Annotated in this window: 15 protein-coding genes; 14 read left to right on the top strand and 1 reads right to left on the bottom strand. The window is 44.5% G+C overall.

All coding sequences use genetic code 11. The features are described from left to right. Positions 1–230: 230 nt before the first annotated feature. From fadI to sixA, 3 genes are all read left to right on the top strand, one after another. Positions 231–1,541, top strand: coding sequence for an acetyl-CoA C-acyltransferase FadI (fadI, locus tag ACSJJG_RS06440; protein ID WP_481088823.1), 1,311 nt, complete (start codon positions 231–233; stop codon positions 1,539–1,541). Further along, positions 1,541–3,739 carry a fatty acid oxidation complex subunit alpha FadJ gene (gene fadJ / locus ACSJJG_RS06445; RefSeq protein WP_481088824.1) on the top strand — a complete coding sequence of 733 codons (2,199 nt, stop codon included), beginning with the start codon at positions 1,541–1,543 and terminating at the stop codon, positions 3,737–3,739. The genes fadI and fadJ overlap by 1 nt, the downstream gene beginning before the upstream one ends. Positions 3,740–3,891: 152 nt before the next feature. Beyond that, positions 3,892–4,374, top strand: a complete 483-nt coding sequence (gene sixA / locus ACSJJG_RS06450) for a phosphohistidine phosphatase SixA (protein ID WP_481088825.1) — start codon at positions 3,892–3,894, stop codon at positions 4,372–4,374. A 46-nt stretch (positions 4,375–4,420) separates the two neighbouring features. Here sixA and smrB read toward each other — a convergent pair whose 3' ends face one another. Beyond that, positions 4,421–4,963, bottom strand: coding sequence for an endonuclease SmrB (smrB, locus tag ACSJJG_RS06455; protein WP_481088826.1), 543 nt, complete (start codon positions 4,961–4,963; stop codon positions 4,421–4,423). 182 nt (positions 4,964–5,145) lie between these two features. Here smrB and hutI point away from each other — a divergent pair, with 182 nt between their 5' ends. From hutI to ACSJJG_RS06510, 11 genes are all read left to right on the top strand, one after another. Continuing rightward, positions 5,146–6,414 (top strand): imidazolonepropionase, encoded by a 1,269-nt coding sequence (hutI, locus tag ACSJJG_RS06460; protein WP_481088827.1) that lies wholly within the window; start codon positions 5,146–5,148, stop codon positions 6,412–6,414. Between the two features lie 19 nt (positions 6,415–6,433). Further along, positions 6,434–7,393 (top strand): formimidoylglutamase, encoded by a 960-nt coding sequence (gene hutG, locus ACSJJG_RS06465; protein WP_481088828.1) that lies wholly within the window; start codon positions 6,434–6,436, stop codon positions 7,391–7,393. A 35-nt stretch (positions 7,394–7,428) separates the two neighbouring features. Then, positions 7,429–8,160 (top strand): histidine utilization repressor, encoded by a 732-nt coding sequence (gene hutC / locus ACSJJG_RS06470; RefSeq protein WP_481088829.1) that lies wholly within the window; start codon positions 7,429–7,431, stop codon positions 8,158–8,160. Between the two features lie 304 nt (positions 8,161–8,464). Further along, a complete protein-coding gene (hutU, locus tag ACSJJG_RS06475) occupies positions 8,465–10,159 on the top strand; it encodes a urocanate hydratase (RefSeq protein WP_481088830.1) in 1,695 nt (564 codons plus the stop codon). A 14-nt stretch (positions 10,160–10,173) separates the two neighbouring features. Continuing rightward, positions 10,174–11,706, top strand: coding sequence for a histidine ammonia-lyase (hutH, locus tag ACSJJG_RS06480; RefSeq protein WP_481088831.1), 1,533 nt, complete (start codon positions 10,174–10,176; stop codon positions 11,704–11,706). 91 nt (positions 11,707–11,797) lie between these two features. Continuing rightward, positions 11,798–13,156: an amino acid permease gene (locus tag ACSJJG_RS06485; protein ID WP_481088832.1), complete on the top strand. Its 1,359-nt coding sequence runs from the start codon at positions 11,798–11,800 to the stop codon at positions 13,154–13,156. A 157-nt stretch (positions 13,157–13,313) separates the two neighbouring features. Then, a complete protein-coding gene (prmB, locus tag ACSJJG_RS06490) occupies positions 13,314–14,246 on the top strand; it encodes a 50S ribosomal protein L3 N(5)-glutamine methyltransferase (RefSeq protein ID WP_481088833.1) in 933 nt (310 codons plus the stop codon). 220 nt (positions 14,247–14,466) lie between these two features. Further along, positions 14,467–15,552, top strand: a complete 1,086-nt coding sequence (gene aroC, locus ACSJJG_RS06495; RefSeq protein ID WP_481090392.1) for a chorismate synthase — start codon at positions 14,467–14,469, stop codon at positions 15,550–15,552. Positions 15,553–15,637: 85 nt separating this feature from the next. Continuing rightward, complete coding sequence (locus tag ACSJJG_RS06500) at positions 15,638–16,438, top strand: sulfite exporter TauE/SafE family protein (protein WP_481088834.1); 801 nt, start codon at positions 15,638–15,640, stop codon at positions 16,436–16,438. Between the two features lie 21 nt (positions 16,439–16,459). Further along, a complete protein-coding gene (locus tag ACSJJG_RS06505; RefSeq protein ID WP_481088835.1) occupies positions 16,460–17,017 on the top strand; it encodes an elongation factor P hydroxylase in 558 nt (185 codons plus the stop codon). A 17-nt stretch (positions 17,018–17,034) separates the two neighbouring features. Then, on the top strand, positions 17,035–17,310 hold the full coding sequence (locus tag ACSJJG_RS06510) for a YfcL family protein (protein ID WP_481090393.1): 276 nt from the start codon (positions 17,035–17,037) through the stop codon (positions 17,308–17,310). The last annotated feature ends 605 nt before the right edge of the window (positions 17,311–17,915 follow it).

The raw sequence follows: 17,915 nt of genomic DNA on the forward strand, positions 1-17,915 counted from the left end.
AGATTGTAAATCATTGTCTTCTCTTTGTACTCCTGTCGCTCATTCTTCGTTTAAGTTGTATAAATTATAAATAGTTTAAAGTTGAGTTTGTTCTCATTTTTCGTTTATTCCTATTTGCTATTTTCCAACATTGCGTTAACAATGCATCAGCAGGTCTGACCTCTTATGAGGTGAGTAAATATTTTTAATCAATCAATTGATTTAGTTAATAATAATGATTAGGAGTTGCTATGGGTCGTTCTTCAACAAAAGTAATACCGCAAAAGGAACGTGTCGCTATTGTCAGCGGATTGCGCATTCCTTTTGCGAAACAGGCAACTTGCTACCACGGTATTCCGGCTGTTGACTTAGGAAAGGCGGTTGTGAGCGAGCTGGTCATTAGGAGCGGTTTGTCGCCTGAGAAGATCGACCAATTGGTTTTTGGACAGGTGGTTCAAATGCCGGAAGCACCAAATATTGCAAGGGAAATTGTTTTGGGGACAGGCTTAAGTGTAAATACTGATGCCTATAGTGTTTCCCGCGCCTGTGCGACGAGTTTTCAGGCAATTGCAAATGTGGCTGAAAGTATTATGGCAGGGACAGTCAATATAGGGATCGCCGGAGGTGCGGATTCTTCATCCGTTTTGCCCATCGGAGTGACTAAGTCACTGGCGCGCACGTTAGTTGACATGAACAAAGCCAAGAGCCTCTCTCAACGATTAAAATTACTCAGCCGATTGAAATTCCGTGATTTATTGCCTGTATCCCCTGCCGTTGCTGAATATTCTACAGGGTTGAGAATGGGGGATACCGCTGAACAGATGGCAAAAACGTATCATATCAGTCGCGAAGATCAGGATGCACTTGCGCATCGCTCCCACGTATTAGCCGCTAAAGCCTGGGAGCAAGGGCTTTTGCAAAAGGAAATTATATCGGCATATTTCCCGCCATACAGTAAGACATTGGCAGAAGATAACAATATCAGAAAAAACTCCACCTTAGCTTCTTATGCCAAATTGCGCCCGGCTTTTGATCGTAAACATGGCACAGTTACCGCGGCAAACAGTACACCATTGACTGATGGTGCAGCGGCAGTAATGTTAATGCGTGAATCGGTTGCCAAAGAACTCGGTATGGTTCCATTGGGGTATTTACGCAGTTATGCATTTTCTGCCATTGATGTTTGGCAGGACATGTTACTGGGACCGTCCTATGCAACCCCGCTGGCACTGGATCGTGCGGGTATCACCCTGAATGAGCTGACTCTTATCGACATGCATGAAGCATTTGCTGCCCAAACATTAACGAATTTAAACATGTTTGCCAGTGAGAAATTTGCCCGTGAAAAGTTAGGGCGTTCTCAGGCAATAGGCGAAGTGGATATGGATAAATTCAATGTATTGGGTGGATCAATTGCTTATGGGCATCCCTTCGCGGCGACAGGAGCCAGAATGGTTACCCAGACGTTGAATGAATTGCATCGCCGTGGTGGTGGTTTTGGGTTAACGACAGCTTGTGCCGCTGGTGGTTTGGGTGCAGCAATGGTATTGGAGGTAGAATAATGGCTCAGGTTGAAAAAGAAACGGTTATGTCAGCAGCAATGCAACCGGAGCAATCAGTATTCAGTTTTTCTGTCAGGGACGACAAGGTGGGAATTATCACCATTGATGTACCCGGAGAGAAAGTCAACACACTGAAAGCTGAATTTGTTGAACAGTTCCTGATCATGTTTGAAAAAGCGCAACAAGTTTCAAGCTTGAAAGGGCTGGTTATTGTATCCGGTAAGCCAGATACTTTCATTGCTGGTGCTGACATTAGCATGATAGCTCACTGCCAATCTCAGGAAGAAGCGACAGCATTGGCTGAAAAAGGTCAAAAACTGTTTGCGCAGATTGCCAGCTATCCTTTACCGGTTGTGGCCGCGATTCATGGCGCGTGTTTAGGGGGTGGGCTGGAGTTGGCATTGGCTTGTCATGCGCGAATCTGTTCTTTGGATGAGAAAACCCGTCTTGGTTTGCCGGAAGTTCAGCTTGGGTTATTACCAGGTTCAGGCGGAACGCAAAGATTGCCTCGTTTGATTGGTGTCAGTGCTGCTTTAGACATCATATTGACCGGCCGTCAGCTCAAGGCAAAACAGGCGCAACGGTTGGGCGTTGTGGATGACGCAGTTCCTTTAGATATCTTGCTGGATGTTGCTGTGCAGTATGTTAAAAAAGGCATCGTGAAACGTAAGCCATTGGCATGGTCACAGCGCATACTGGCAAGTGCATTAGGCAGGCCGTTGTTATTCCAGATGGTCCATAAAAAAACGCGAGAAAAAACTCGCGGTCATTATCCCGCACCAGAAAAAATCATCAATGTGATTCGTGCCGGCCTGGAAAAAGGCCCAGAGAAAGGTTTTCAGCTTGAAGCCAGGGCGTTTGGTGAACTGGCGATGACACAAGAATCAGAAGCATTGCGGAGTCTGTTTTTTGCTTCTACAACGTTGAAGAATGAAACTGGCTCTTCAGAACAGCCTGCCGAAATCAGACATGTGGGGATTTTGGGAGGAGGCCTGATGGGGGGCGGTATTGCCAATGTGACCGTGACGCGAGGAAATTTACCTGCTCGCATTAAAGATATTAATGAAAAAGGCATTAATCAGGCCTTGAAATATACATGGGATCTCCTTTCTAAGCGGGTAAAACAGCGTCGTTTGCAATCAAGTGAGCGTTCTCGTCAGATGTCTCTATTGACAGGAACGACAGATTACAGTGGGTTTAAGCAAGCTGATATTGTTGTTGAAGCGGTATTTGAAGATTTAGTATTGAAACGCAAAATGGTTGCAGAAATTGAAGACAATACAAAAACCGAAACTATTTTTGCGTCTAACACTTCTTCATTGCCAATCCATAAGATCGCTGAAGCTGCGACTCGGCCAGAGCAGGTGATCGGTCTTCACTATTTCAGTCCTGTAGACAAAATGCCGCTGGTGGAAGTCATTCCACATGAGGGAACGAGTGAAAAAACGATCGCAACGGCCGTAGCGTTAGCCAAGAAACAGGGAAAAACAGCGATTGTTGTCGGGGATAAAGCGGGTTTTTATGTGAACCGAATTCTGACACCTTACATTAATGAGGCGGGTTATTGTTTATTGGAAGGTGAACCGATTGAACATATTGATAATGCTTTGCTGAATTTTGGTTTTCCTATTGGTCCCATCAATCTGCTGGATGAAGTTGGCATAGATGTGGGTACTAAAATCATCCCTATTTTAGTAGAAGAATTAGGCAGTCGATTTGCGGCACCGGAGATTTTGGCTGCAATTTTGCAGGATGACCGAAAGGGCAGGAAGAATGGCCGCGGTTTCTATTTATATGCGAGTAGAAAATTATATGCGAGTAGAAAAAGCGCATTCTGGCCTTTTGGCAGAAAAAACAAAGAAGTGGATGCTTCGATTTATTCCTTATTAAAGATCAAACCAGCGATAAAAATGTTGCCTGCTGACATTGCCCAGCGTTGTGTGATGCTCATGCTGAATGAAGCCGTGCGTTGTTTGGATGAGGGGATTATCAGAAGTCCGCGTGATGGTGATATTGGTGCTGTATTTGGCATTGGGTTCCCACCGTTCTTGGGTGGGCCATTCCGTTATATTGATAAGCTTGGCAGTGATAAAGTTGTAGAAATTTTACGTCGTCTGGAGACGCAATATGGCGAAAGATTTACTCCCTGTGAGGGTTTAATTCGGATGGCAGAACAGAAAAAGAAATTTCACGTATAGCTTGAATTTTATTTGTTAAAACAGTCAGGTCGGCTCTTGTAATTAAGGGCCGATTTTTTATAGGAAATAATTAATTGTTTATTCATGGTTTGAAGAAAAGCTAAAGTGTGGGGTATTTTGAGACAGATTCACAATTAACTTAACGGTGGATTATGTACGTTTTTATTATGCGTCATGGTGATGCTGCTTTGAATGCAATCAGTGATGCAGCGCGGGAACTGACCTCCAGAGGATATCAAGAATCACAGCAAATGGCTCATGGGCTTTCGCAACAATCGCCTGACATCGACTGTGTTCTGGTCAGTCCTTATATCCGAGCAGAACAAACATTGAAGGCGGTACGAGAAAACCTGGCGCTTCCCGACAAGGAAGAAATACTGGCTGAGTTAACGCCATCGGGAGATGTAATGTTGATTGCCAGCTACTTGCACGTTTTGTCAATACAAGGGTATAAATCTGTATTGATAGTTTCTCATTTACCGTTGGTCGGCTATTTGGTGTCTGAGCTTTGCCCGGGGCAAACTCCGCCGATGTTTACGACATCAAGCATTGCTTGTGTCGAGTTGGATCACCAAACGGAAAAAGGGTGTCTGTTATGGCAAACATCCCCTGCACAATTAGCGGCGAAATTCTAACCAGACACCTTAATTCTCAGGCAATTTAATTAAATATAACGACAAGTTAGCGCTGCGTAAATTCATCCATCTCTACCAAAATGAGTAACGCCGCGCTCCCTCCCCACGCTTTGGGAGCTTGATGGAAGGCAATAATATCAGGATGTTGGGCAAGCCATAGCGGGGCTTGTTGTTTGAGAATATGTTTACCATGTCCATGCATAACGCAGGCACAATAGACATGCTCTCGACGGCAGGCAGCGATTAATGCCCCAATTTCTTGTTTGGCCTGTAACTGAGTTAGTCCATGTAAATCCAGGAAAAGTTCAGGGGAATAATCTCCACGCCGCAATTTCTTTAATTCATAATGGCTGGTGCCTTCCCGAATGTAGCGGGTCGGGCCTTCCATATCCAAATTTGGCTGGAATTCATCGGAAAAATAATAACTGGCATCAGCTTGCTCTTGCTTCAAGCGTTCGGGGGCAATACGGTTAATTTTTTTTCTTTTCGGGGGATGGGAAATCGTATCTTGTGCAATGCGACGGGTTCCCGTGACAGACGTCCTGAATAGGCTGATGTCTTCTGTGTTTAATTGATATTTTTTCTTCATTACACGTTCATTTACTCACAACTTTTAGCAAGTGTACCTGATTTTTTGTGATTTTTCCTGATAGTTATCATTTAAAGTAACAAAGTGTTCACAAAATGATTTGACAATTATGTCTGGTTATAAAATAAATGTATATACAACATGAGGTCTGATACAAACAACAAAAATAACAGGATAGTACAATGTCGATTGAACTAAGAGACACTGATGTCATATGGCGCAATGCCAAACTTGCCACAATGAATCCTGCAATTAAAGACATGGCTGGTGAAAGCAATTATGGCATGTTAGAACAGCATGACCTTATTATCCGGGCCGAAAAAATCTTAGCGATTGTGCCGACAGATAGCGTACCCGCCAACCAATGCAAGGTCATTGACGCAGAGCAGAGGCCGATCACTCCCGGCTTAATTGATTGCCACACTCACTTAGTTTTTGGTGGTAATAGAGCCTCTGAGTGGGAACAGCGCCTGAATGGGGTTTCTTATGAAGAAATTAGTGCCAAAGGGGGAGGGATTAATTCTACAGTGAATGCCACCCGCAACAGTTCAGCTCAACAGTTGGAAAGTGTATCCCAGAAACGTCTCAATACACTGATGGCCGAAGGCGTGACAACGATTGAGATGAAATCCGGTTATGGGCTGGATCTGATAAATGAAGAAAAACAGTTGAATGTCGTGCGGGCATTGGCACAGAAAAATCCCATCGAAATTAGCCCGACATTACTTTCTGCCCATGCCGTCCCACCTGAATATAAACATGATCCAGATGCCTACACTGATTTAGTTTGTGGCTCCATCCTGCCTACTCTTTGGCAAAAACAGTTATTCGAAGCTGTAGATGTATTTTGTGAAACGGTTGGTTTCAATCTGGAACAGACCCGACGCCTTTTTGAAACAGCAAAGCGCCTGAATATTCCTGTAAAAGGTCATGTTGAGCAACTTTCCAATTTGGGAGGAAGTGAACTGGTTGCTGAATATCAAGGTTTATCAGTGGATCACATTGAACATTTGGATGAAAAAGGCATTGAGGCTCTCAGTCGTAGTGGAACAGTGGCCGTGTTACTGCCGGGGGCATTTTACTTCCTGAGAGAAACTCAACGTCCCCCGATTGCATTATTGCGCCAATATGGTGTTCCAATGGCTATTTCGACAGATTTTAATCCCGGCACGAGTCCTTTTGCCTCTTTGCGCCTGATGATGAATATGGCATGCGTACAATTTGGTTTGACGCCGGAAGAAGTATGGCAGGGAGTCACCATTCATGCAGCCAACGCATTGGGACGAGCGGAGAGTCATGGTCAACTTACGGCAGGTTTTATAGCGGACTTTGTCGTTTGGGATGCCCAGAATCCGGTGGATATCTTATATGAATTGGGACATAACCCGTTGGTTTATCGTATTTATCATGGTGAAATGACGCATCGTGATGACTTAAATAGCTTTAATTAATGGTGGTGAGGGAAAAAATATGAATTTATGGCATCCAACATCAGAAAATATTTGGCAGGGGCGTAATGATCTTGCAGAAGCCAATAATGCCTTACGTATATTCCAGACAATAAAGCAGCCCGCCAGTTTCTCCCCAGCCGAATTTCCCCATCACATTGCGCTATTGGGTTTTGAATGCGATGAAGGCGTTAAACTGAATCAGGGGCGTCCGGGAGCAAAACAGGGAGCAGAATATCTACGCCAATCGCTGGCAAATCTGGCGAGCTATGACGGCCATGATAGGTTAGTGGATTTGGGAAATATTCGCGCTGATTCAGGCGAACTGAGTGAAGCCCAGCAAGCGCTCAGTGATGCTGTTTATGAATGCCAGCAACATAATATGAAAACGCTGATTTTTGGGGGGGGGCATGAAACGGCTTTTGCTCATGGGATGGGAATTTACCGTGCGTTTCCGAAGCAGCGTGTTGGTATCATCAATTTTGATGCCCATTTGGATCTGCGCAATTCACCGCAGCCTACATCAGGCACTCCATTTAGGCAACTTGCGCATTACTGCCAGCAACACCAGCGTCCATTTAATTACAGTTGTGTTGGTGCCAGCCTGGCATCAAATACTGAGGCATTACTGGATGAGGCTAATCATCTTGATGTCACGATTATTTGGGATACCCACTGTGTTGAATCCATGTTGGATAAGGTACAGCAGCAATTACAAGATATAATTAATCAGGTTGATATTATTTATATGACTATCGACTTGGATGTGCTGCCAATTTGGCAAATGCCGTCTGTTTCTGCGCCTGCGGCATTGGGAATTCCGCTGGAGCGTTTATTGCCATTGGTTCAACTCATCTGTCAGAGCAAAAAATTGCAGGCGGTGGATTTAGTGGAGCTTAACCCTTTGTATGATATTCAGGGAATGGGGGGAAAAGCGGCGGCTCGCCTTGCCTGGCAGTTGGTGCACTGGTGGAATAAATAACTGGTGGGGAGCGAAAAAGTGGGAAGGAAGGGATAATGACAGACGATTTACCAGATACATATGCCAAGCCTGTGCCCCTGTATGCAAAAGTCAAACAAGCGATTATTGAAAAGATCTATACAGGGGAATGGAAACCGCATGATCGGGTTCCTTCGGAAGCGGAATTAGTCAAAAAATTTGGCTGTAGTCGTATGACGGCTAATCGGGCATTGAGGGAGTTAACGGCAGAAGGTTTCCTATTTCGTTTGCAGGGAGTGGGATCGTTTGTCTCTGAGCCAAAAGGACAATCTGCGTTATTTGAAATTCACAGTATTGCAGATGAAATTGCTTCCCGCACTAACCGACATAGTTGCAAGGTGCTGAAACTCGCTGAAGTGACCGCCAATATCACTCAGGCTGAGGAATTCAGTATTGCAGCAGGGGCGCCTCTCTACCATTCCATCATTCTGCATTATGAAAATGATATACCTGTGCAAATTGAAGATCGTTATGTCAATGTTCAGGCGGCACCGGAATATTTGCGGCAAGATTTTCGGCAACAAACCGCCCATGATTACTTATCTCAGGTAGCACCATTAACAGAAGGGGAGCATATTGTTGAAGCTGTGGCGGGAGATGCCCTTTTTTGTCGGTTATTACAAATTGAAGCAAATACACCTTGTTTATTAATTAGTCGACGAACCTGGTCGAAAGAGTTTATTGTTTCCAGTGCCAGATTATTGTTTCCTGGTCATCGATATAAATTAAAAGGGCGGTTTAATTCATAGTCTTCCTATAAGTTACAAAAAATTAAGCCACAAAAACCTCTTTTTCCTTATTGGGAAGGAGAGGTTTTTCATTAACCATTGTGACAATAATGTAAAATCAATGTGATATTAAACACAAAACCAGTAAAAATATTTACCTGTTTATCACGGAATAAATCAATATCATCTTATTGATTTTTATCATAAATGGTATTGTGTCCCGCATCATTCACTTTATCTGTGTCACATTTTTGCCTATTGAATATACATGTATATACAACTATACAATTAACAAAATTCACAAAAATGAAATAGGAAAAAAACCGTGACGACGCAAAATAATAAATTCAGCAACGTAACCATCCGCTCTCCCAGAGGGACACAACTCACAGCAAAAAGCTGGCTAACCGAAGCACCGCTTCGTATGCTCATGAATAACCTTGATCCCGATGTGGCGGAAAATCCCTGCGAATTGGTGGTTTATGGTGGAATTGGCCGTGCAGCCAGAAACTGGGAATGCTATGAAAAAATCGTTGAAACCTTAAAAAATCTGGACAATAACGAAACTCTGCTGGTGCAATCAGGTAAGCCTGTGGGGGTGTTTAAAACACATGAAAATGCCCCGCGTGTTTTAATTGCCAACTCGAATTTGGTGCCCCATTGGGCGACATGGGAACATTTTAACGAACTGGATGCCAAAGGGCTGGCTATGTATGGCCAGATGACCGCCGGTAGTTGGATTTACATTGGAAGCCAGGGCATTGTACAGGGAACTTACGAAACTTTTGTCGAAGCAGGTCGCCAACACTACAACGGCAATTTGACCGGCCGCTGGATATTGACGGCGGGTCTGGGTGGTATGGGAGGAGCACAGCCACTGGCAGCAACATTGGCAGGTGCCTCTTCATTAACCATAGAGTGCCAACAAAGTCGCATTGATTTTCGTTTGCGTACCAAATATGTGGATGAACAGGCCGTTGATCTGGATGATGCTTTAGCGCGTATTGAACGTTATACCCAGGAAGGTAAAGCAATCTCAATCGCATTATGTGGTAATGCTTCAGAGATCTTACCTGAATTAGTACGCCGCGGTGTACGTCCTGATATGGTGACAGACCAAACCAGCTCCCATGATCCATTACATGGTTATTTGCCAGCTGGTTGGACATGGGAAGAATATTGTCGTCGTGCTGAAAGTGAACCAGAAGTGGTGATCCAAGCGGCAAAAGCGTCAATGGCCGCACATGTTGAAGCCATGCTGGCTTTCCAGAAACAAGGTGTGCCTACCTTTGATTATGGCAATAATATTCGCCAAATGGCGAAAGAATCGGGGGTTGAAAACGCCTTTGATTTTCCCGGATTTGTACCTGCTTACATTCGCCCTCTATTCTGTCGCGGTATCGGACCTTTCCGTTGGGCAGCACTTTCCGGTGATCCTGAGGATATTTATAAAACCGATGCCAAGGTAAAAGAGCTGCTGCCGAATGATGACCATTTACACCGCTGGTTAGATATGGCGAGAGAGCGCATCAGTTTTCAGGGCTTGCCTGCCCGTATTTGTTGGGTGGGATTGGGAGATCGCGTCAAATTAGGCTTGGCATTCAATGAAATGGTTCGCCGTGGGGAACTTTCCGCGCCAATCGTAATTGGTCGTGACCATCTGGATTCCGGCTCTGTCGCCAGCCCTAATCGTGAAACTGAAGCCATGCAAGATGGTTCTGATGCTGTTTCTGACTGGCCATTGCTGAATGCCTTACTGAATACTGCCAGTGGTGCGACGTGGGTTTCCTTGCATCATGGCGGCGGCGTTGGTATGGGATTCTCTCAGCATTCCGGCATGGTCATTGTTGGTGATGGAACGGATGAAGCGGCTGCACGCATTGCTCGCGTCTTACACAATGATCCGGCAACAGGCGTTATGCGTCATGCTGATGCGGGCTATGAATTGGCTATTCAGTGTGCGAAAGAGCAGGGACTAAACTTGCCAATGTTAAACCTGCCAATGGCTGATGCGAAATAAGGAGCGTTGTTAAAATGAAAAACATTACTATTCATCCGGGAAAAATGACGCTTGAAGAACTACGTCATGTTTATCAGCACCCTGTTCAGATTCGTTTGGACGAACAGTGCTTTCCTGCCATTGAGAACAGTGTTGCTTGTGTGAATCGCATTATCAATGAGAATAAAACGGCTTATGGTATCAATACCGGTTTTGGTTTGCTGGCGAATACCCGTATTGCAGAGCAGGATTTAGAAGAGTTGCAGCGTTCTATCGTGTTGTCACATGCGGCGGGAGTGGGTAAGCCTCTGCCGGATGAAATTGTCCGATTGATTATGGTGTTGAAAATTAATAGCCTTGCCCGTGGTTATTCTGGCATTCGTCTGGACGTAATTCAGGGATTGATTGCCCTGGTCAACGCTGAAGTGTATCCCTGTATTCCAGGTAAAGGTTCAGTAGGGGCTTCCGGTGATCTGGCGCCATTAGCGCATATGAGCTTGTTATTGTTGGGAGAAGGTAAGGCCCGTTATCGTGGCGAATGGCTCCCGGCAAAAGTGGCACTGGAAAAAGCAGGACTTGAGCCGATGTGTCTTGTCGCAAAAGAAGGATTGGCACTGCTCAACGGTACACAAGTTTCTACTGCCTTTGCCTTAAAAGGGCTATTTGCCGCCGAAGATTTACTCGCATCGGCGATTGTTTGTGGCGCCTTGTCGGTTGAAGCCTCTCTTGGCTCCCGTAAACCTTTTGATGCTCGTATTCAGGAAGTCCGTGGACAGAAAGGCCAGATTGATGTGGCAGCCCTTTACCGTCTGGTATTGGAAGAACAAAGTGAGATTTCTGCATCTCATCAAAACTGTCCGAAAGTTCAGGATCCTTATTCGTTGCGTTGCCAGCCACAGGTAATGGGGGCCTGTTTAACCCAAATCCGCCATGCTGCTGATGTCATTATGGTTGAAGCCAATGCCGTCTCTGATAATCCCCTGGTCTTTACCGAAGAAGATGAGGTGATTTCTGGTGGTAATTTCCACGCTGAACCGGTCGCGATGGCAGCGGATAATCTGGCTCTTGCTTTGGCAGAAATCGGTTCATTGTCAGAACGCCGTATTGCTTTGCTGATGGATAGCAATATGTCGCAGTTACCGCCATTCTTGGTCGAAAACAGCGGTGTTAACTCCGGTTTCATGATTGCGCAGGTGACGGCGGCGGCGCTGGCAAGTGAGAACAAGGCGCTGGCACATCCTTCTAGTGTCGATAGTCTGCCAACATCTGCCAATCAAGAAGATCACGTTTCAATGGCACCTGCCGCGGGCCGTCGCCTATGGGAAATGGCAGATAATGTGCGTGGTATTTTAGCGATAGAATGGTTGACGGCTTGCCAAGGCATGGATTTTCGTCATGGTTTGGAAAGTAGTCCGATATTAGAAAAAGCCCGCCATATTCTCCGCGACAAAGTGGCCCATTATGATAAAGATCGCTTTTTCGCACCGGATATTGATGTAGCAATCCAGTTGTTGGCTGGGCAGCAACTTTCTGCCTTGTTGCCTGCTGGGAATATCTTAGAAAACTAAGTACAAAACATCGTTTTAGGCCGGATAAAATCCGGCCTTATCGTAGTATTTATCTCTTCCAATCTAATAATAAAAGACACAAGGATAAATCATGCAAAGCATCTCACAACTCAAGCGAGGGTTAAGCGTTCGCCACATTCGATTTATGGCACTGGGTTCGGCAATTGGCACAGGTCTTTTCTATGGTTCGGCAGGCGCCATTAAAGCCGCAGGACCCGCAGTATTGCTGGCTTATGCCATTGGTGGTGCCGCCGTTTTTATGGTCATGCGGGCTTTGGGGGAAATGGCGGTACATCGCTCTGCGCCAGGCTCTTTCTCTTATTATGCTACCCAATACTTAGGGCCATTGGCGGGTTTTCTGACCGGATGGACTTACGTCTTTGAAATGCTGGTTGTTTGTCTTGCTGACGTCACCGCATTTGGCATCTATATGAAGCTCTGGTTTCCCCATGTTGACCAGTGGATTTGGGTACTTGGCATTGTCTTTTTTATTGGTGCCATCAACCTGTGTAATGTCAAAGTATTTGGTGAAATGGAGTTTTGGCTGTCAATCATCAAGGTTGTTGCGATTATCGCCATGATTGTCGGCGGTTTTGCCATCATGATGTATGGGTTTGGTCAGGAGTCTGAGCATGCCACAGGCCTGTCGAACTTATGGGAGCATGGTGGATTTATGCCAAACGGCATCGCGGGAATAATTGCTTCGCTCACCGTCGTTATGTTTGCCTTTGGTGGTATTGAAGTCATCGGCATTACTGCCAGTGAAGCTAAAAACCCGGAAAAATCCATTCCGCGTGCAATCAATGCGGTTCCGTTTCGTATCTTACTGTTCTATGTCCTTACGCTGTTTGTTTTAATGTGCATTTATCCGTGGAACCAGGTGGGGCAAAATGGCAGCCCATTTGTCCAAATTTTCTCCAGTTTGGGAATTGATTCCGCAGCCAATATTTTGAATATTGTCGTGATTACCGCAGCAATTTCCGCGATTAACAGTGATATTTTTGGCGCCGGACGGATGATGTATGGCATGGCGCAGGAAAAACAGGCACCGGCCTCGTTTACTCAACTGACTAAAAACGGTGTACCGTGGGTTACAGTGCTGGTGATGTCAGGGGTCTTGCTGGTGGGCGTTCTTTTAAATTATTTACTGCCGGAAAAAATTTTCATCATCATTGCGTCTATTGCAACATTTGCAACCGTCTGGGTATGGCTGATGATTTTGCTGTCACAATATATCATGCGTCGGAAAATGCCGGCAGAAGAGGCCAAACAGCTTAAATTCCCTGTTCCTTTCTGGCCTGTAGCACCGGCTTTGACTATTGCTTTTATGGCCTTTGTTATTGCGGTATTAGGCTATTTCCCCAATACCCGCATCGCCTTGTACGTTGGGATAGTATGGATAGCATTATTGACAATAAGCTATTACCTATGGGTGAAAAAGAATAAATAATCACCAACTAACCTAAACATGCCACCCTGCCTTTAGGGTGGTTTTTATAACCTCCTTTTCAATTCCTAAGATAATTCATCTGTTCAGAAAGCTGATTTGTGTCCGGGAACGTGGCAAACTAGCGCGTTGATACATTTTTATTATTGGGAGGTGGTTTTTGGATAAGATTTTTGTGGATGAGGCGGTTGCAGAGTTACAGACCATTCAGGATATGCTGCGCTGGTCTACCAGCAGCTTTAATGCTGCCAATATCTATTATGGACATGGAACGGATAACCCGTGGGATGAGGCTTTGCAACTAGTTCTTCCCACCTTGTATTTGCCTCTGGATATTCCAGAAAATATGATGACATCGCGCTTAACATCAACAGAGCGCCTTCGCATTGTTGAGCGAGTCCTACGCCGCATTAATGAACGAATTCCCGTGGCTTACCTGACCAATCGTGCCTGGTTTTGTGGTCACGAGTTTTATGTTGATGAGCGGGTTTTAGTTCCGCGTTCACCAATTGGCGAATTGATCAACAATAAATTTGCTGGTTTGGTTGCACACGAACCATCAACCATTTTAGATCTCTGCACAGGCAGCGGTTGTATTGCGATTGCTTGTGCTCATGCTTTTCCAGAAGCTGAAGTGGATGCAGTTGATATTTCAGAAGATGCTTTGGCAATCACTGAACAGAATATTGAAAATCACGGGCTTTCCCACCGCGTCATTCCGATTCGTTCAGATCTATTCCGTGATATGCCGCCAATGAAATATGATCTCATTGTCACTAATCCGCCGTATGTGGATGAAGAAGACATGAGTGATCTACCCGACGAATTCCATTATGAACCTGAATTGGGATTGGCCGCGGGAACTGATGGATTACAATTGGCTTGCCGAATTCTGGCGACAGCACCGGATTTCCTCACGGAAAACGGAGTGCTTATTTGTGAAGTAGGCAACAGTATGGTTCATCTGATTGAGCAATATCCAGAAGTGCCATTTACCTGGCTGGAATTCGAACATGGCGGTGATGGGGTTTTCATGCTGACTCGCCAGCAATTAGTTGAGCATCACGCATATTTCTGCCAGTTTAAAGATTAATCATTTCTTATGGCACTCAATGGTTAAAACAGACATACAGTGTTAAATCATATCTAATAACAAGCTAGCAAGTAAATATCAAGGCATAGACTAGCCAACCACGTTATGGTTTGAAAAATAAAGGCAAATAAAATTGCTGAAATAAGATAGGTTTTAATCATTGAGTGAGTTATTGTTATTCGATCTCATTTGTAACGCAAATAATGATGGCAGGGTAGGAATGGCAGGAAATAGTATTGGGCAGTTTTTTCGTGTCACCACATTTGGTGAGTCTCACGGAATCGCACTGGGATGCATTGTCGATGGTGTTCCTCCGGGCATTGCTATTACAGAAGCTGATTTACAAATCGACTTAGACAGGCGTCGTCCGGGAACTTCCCGCTATACGACACAACGTCGTGAACCAGATCAAGTTCGCATTCTTTCTGGTGTTTTTAACGGTGTGACAACAGGTACTAGCATTGGTCTGATGATTGAAAACACCGATCAGCGTTCACAAGATTACAGTGCAATTAAAGATGTTTTCCGTCCGGGCCATGCTGACTATACCTACGAACAGAAATATGGGTTGCGTGATTACCGTGGGGGGGGGCGTTCGTCTGCCCGTGAAACCGCCATGCGCGTTGCAGCAGGGGCAATTGCTAAAAAATATCTGTTCGAAAAACACGGCATCCTTATTCGTGCTTGCCTCACTCAGATGGGCGATATTCATTGTGAACTGAAAGATTGGGATCTGGTTGAACATAACCCTTTTTTCTGCCCGGATGCAAGTAAGTTAACTCAGCTTGATGAATTACTCCGCACATTGAAAAAAGAGGGGGATTCTATCGGTGCGAAAGTCAGTGTAATTGCTGAAAACGTACCGGCCGGATTGGGAGAGCCAGTTTTTGACCGTTTGGATGCAGACATCGCTCATGCTTTGATGAGCATTAACGCGGTCAAAGGTGTTGAAATTGGTGATGGTTTCGGTGTTATCAATTTACGTGGCAGCGAAAACCGCGATGAAATGACGACGCAGGGATTTACCAGTAACCATGCTGGCGGCATTTTAGGCGGAATTAGCAGTAGTCAGTCAATTATTGCACATATTGCTTTGAAACCGACATCCAGCATTATGGTGCCAGGCAGGACTATTAATCGTCAGGGAGAGGAAGTGGATATGGTGACTCGCGGCCGCCACGATCCTTGTGTTGGTATTCGTGCCGTACCTATTGCAGAAGCCATGATGGCGATTGTGCTGATGGACCACTTATTACGCCAGCGGGCACAATGTGCCGATGTGATACCATCGCTTCCGCGCTGGTAATCGGGAAGAGACTCCTGATACCCACTTCGGTTAGTGCTGAAAGGTATCATGAGAATAGGCAAGCAGTTTTCTGGTGAAATGCATAATGGAATGGTCATTATTGGGGCCGGAAATTTACGGTTTCCTCTTTTTGGTTGCGATGGTGGCGGGGTTTATCGATTCTATTGCAGGAGGCGGTGGATTATTAACCATTCCTGCGTTGCTATCGGTGGGGGTTTCTCCTGTCCAGGCACTGGCAACAAGTAAGTTACAGGCTATAGGTAGCTCTTTCTCTGCCAGCCTTTATTTTATCCGCCGTGGTGTAGTGGATTTGCGTTCCCAGCGTTTTGCTATCTTCATGACGATAATTGGCGCTATGCTGGGAGCTTTGCTGGTTCAATTTGTGTCACCGGATTTTCTGCGTTATTTATTGCCGGCATTAGTGATTATTATCGGCCTTTATTTCCTCTTAGTACCGAATATTGGAGCAGAAGATCGGCAGCATCGTCTTGGCCCAATTGCATTTGGTTGCCTTGCCGGATGTGGTATTGGCTTTTACGATGGTGTGTTTGGGCCGGGAACGGGATCTTTTTTCGCACTCTCTTATGTCATGCTGTGTGGCTACAATTTGGCGAAAGCGACGGCCCATGCCAAGGTACTGAACTTCGCATCTAACATCGGAGCCTTGGGATTCTTTGTGCTGGGTGGACAGATCTTATGGCTGGCGGGCGTTGTGATGTTGGTAGGCCAGATCATCGGCGCGCGATTAGGGGCGAGTTTGGTGTTGAGCAAAGGGAAGAAACTCATTCGTCCGCTGTTGGTGACAATTTCCTTTTTGATGAGCATCAAACTTCTTTATGATCAGCACGGAGATACCGTCCGTTCTTGGCTGGCATTTTATTTTTGATTTAGGATCTGGCATTAATACATGACCGCACATCATTATCAACAACTGATTGAAATTTTTGATAATTGCTTTAGCAATGACTATAACACCCGCCTGATAAAAGGTGATGATGAGCCGATTTATCTGCCTGTAGATGATGAAGTTAACTATAACCGGATAGTGTTCGCCCACGGTTTTTATGCCAGTGGATTACATGAAATTTCTCATTGGTGCATTGCGGGTAAAGAGCGTCGCAAACTGATCGATTTTGGTTACTGGTATTGTCCTGATGGGCGTGATGCCCAAACTCAGGGAGAGTTTGAAAAGGTGGAGATTAAACCACAGTCACTGGAGTGGTTATTCTGTGTAGCTGCGGGGTTTCCCTTTAATGTCAGTTGTGACAACCTTGAAGGCGATTTTGAGCCGGATCGCCTTACTTTTCAGCGGAAAGTGTATGCGCAAGTCATGCAATACCTTGAAAAGGGGATACCCGCACGAGCAGCACGCTTTATTCAAGGTCTGCAATCGTTTTACAATACGCCACCATTAAAAGCAGAGCATTTTCCTTATTCGGAAGATCTCTTTGCTAACAGAAATTGATTTTGAGGAAAAAAATGATGCTCGCAGAGTTTGAAACACGTATTCTGGCGCAAATTGATGATATGGTTGAACATGCCAGTGATGACGACTTATTTGCTGGTGGTTACCTCCGCGGGCACCTGACATTAGCTGTTGCTGAATTAGAGGAAGAAGGCGCGAATACGATTGAACAGCTCCATCAACGTGTTGAAGAAAGCATCCACAAAGCCATTAAAGTGGGAGAACTGACTCCACCAGATCAGGTTTTGGTTTTGGCAACTTGGCAAAAACTGCTGGATGGTGCAAAAGACTAATTATTTGATATAAAAATAACTTTATTTAGGGCTATGCATATAGCCCTTTATTTTTTGCTTGAATTGAGTAACTCTCCATCTTCAATTACAAAAAAATTCGTAGTGCATCTCAATAATGATAATAAATAGTGATAATTAAATCTTTATTGATCTTTTTATAGTAAATATAAAGTACAGTTATCTGGTTGTTCAATTTATTTCAGATACAGCTTTAAGTACTCTTTGGCGGAATAACATTGGTTTTAATTATTTATAATTAAAACAATTAGGATGTTAATATATTGAATGTGATTAAATATAAACAGCACATAAAAATGATATTCTATTTATTACTATAATCTAAGGATGTTTTTTTATGTCACGTCAAAATGACGTATAAATATATTAAGTTTTAACGAGTATGAATATGATTGTTTATCATTGCTTTTAAATAATCATGTTATTAGTAGAACAACTGATGATTAAAATAAAGAGTAATGCTAAATTTTAGGTAATGATATGCAGGGAAATAAAGTGACTTTTACTTGATTAACTAACTGAAGCAAGGGCACGAACTCTAAGTAAAAAATCAATAAGAGTTCATATTAAAAAACAGATAAGTTCCT

The sequence above is a fragment of the Xenorhabdus sp. SGI 60 genome (genome assembly GCF_056632175.1).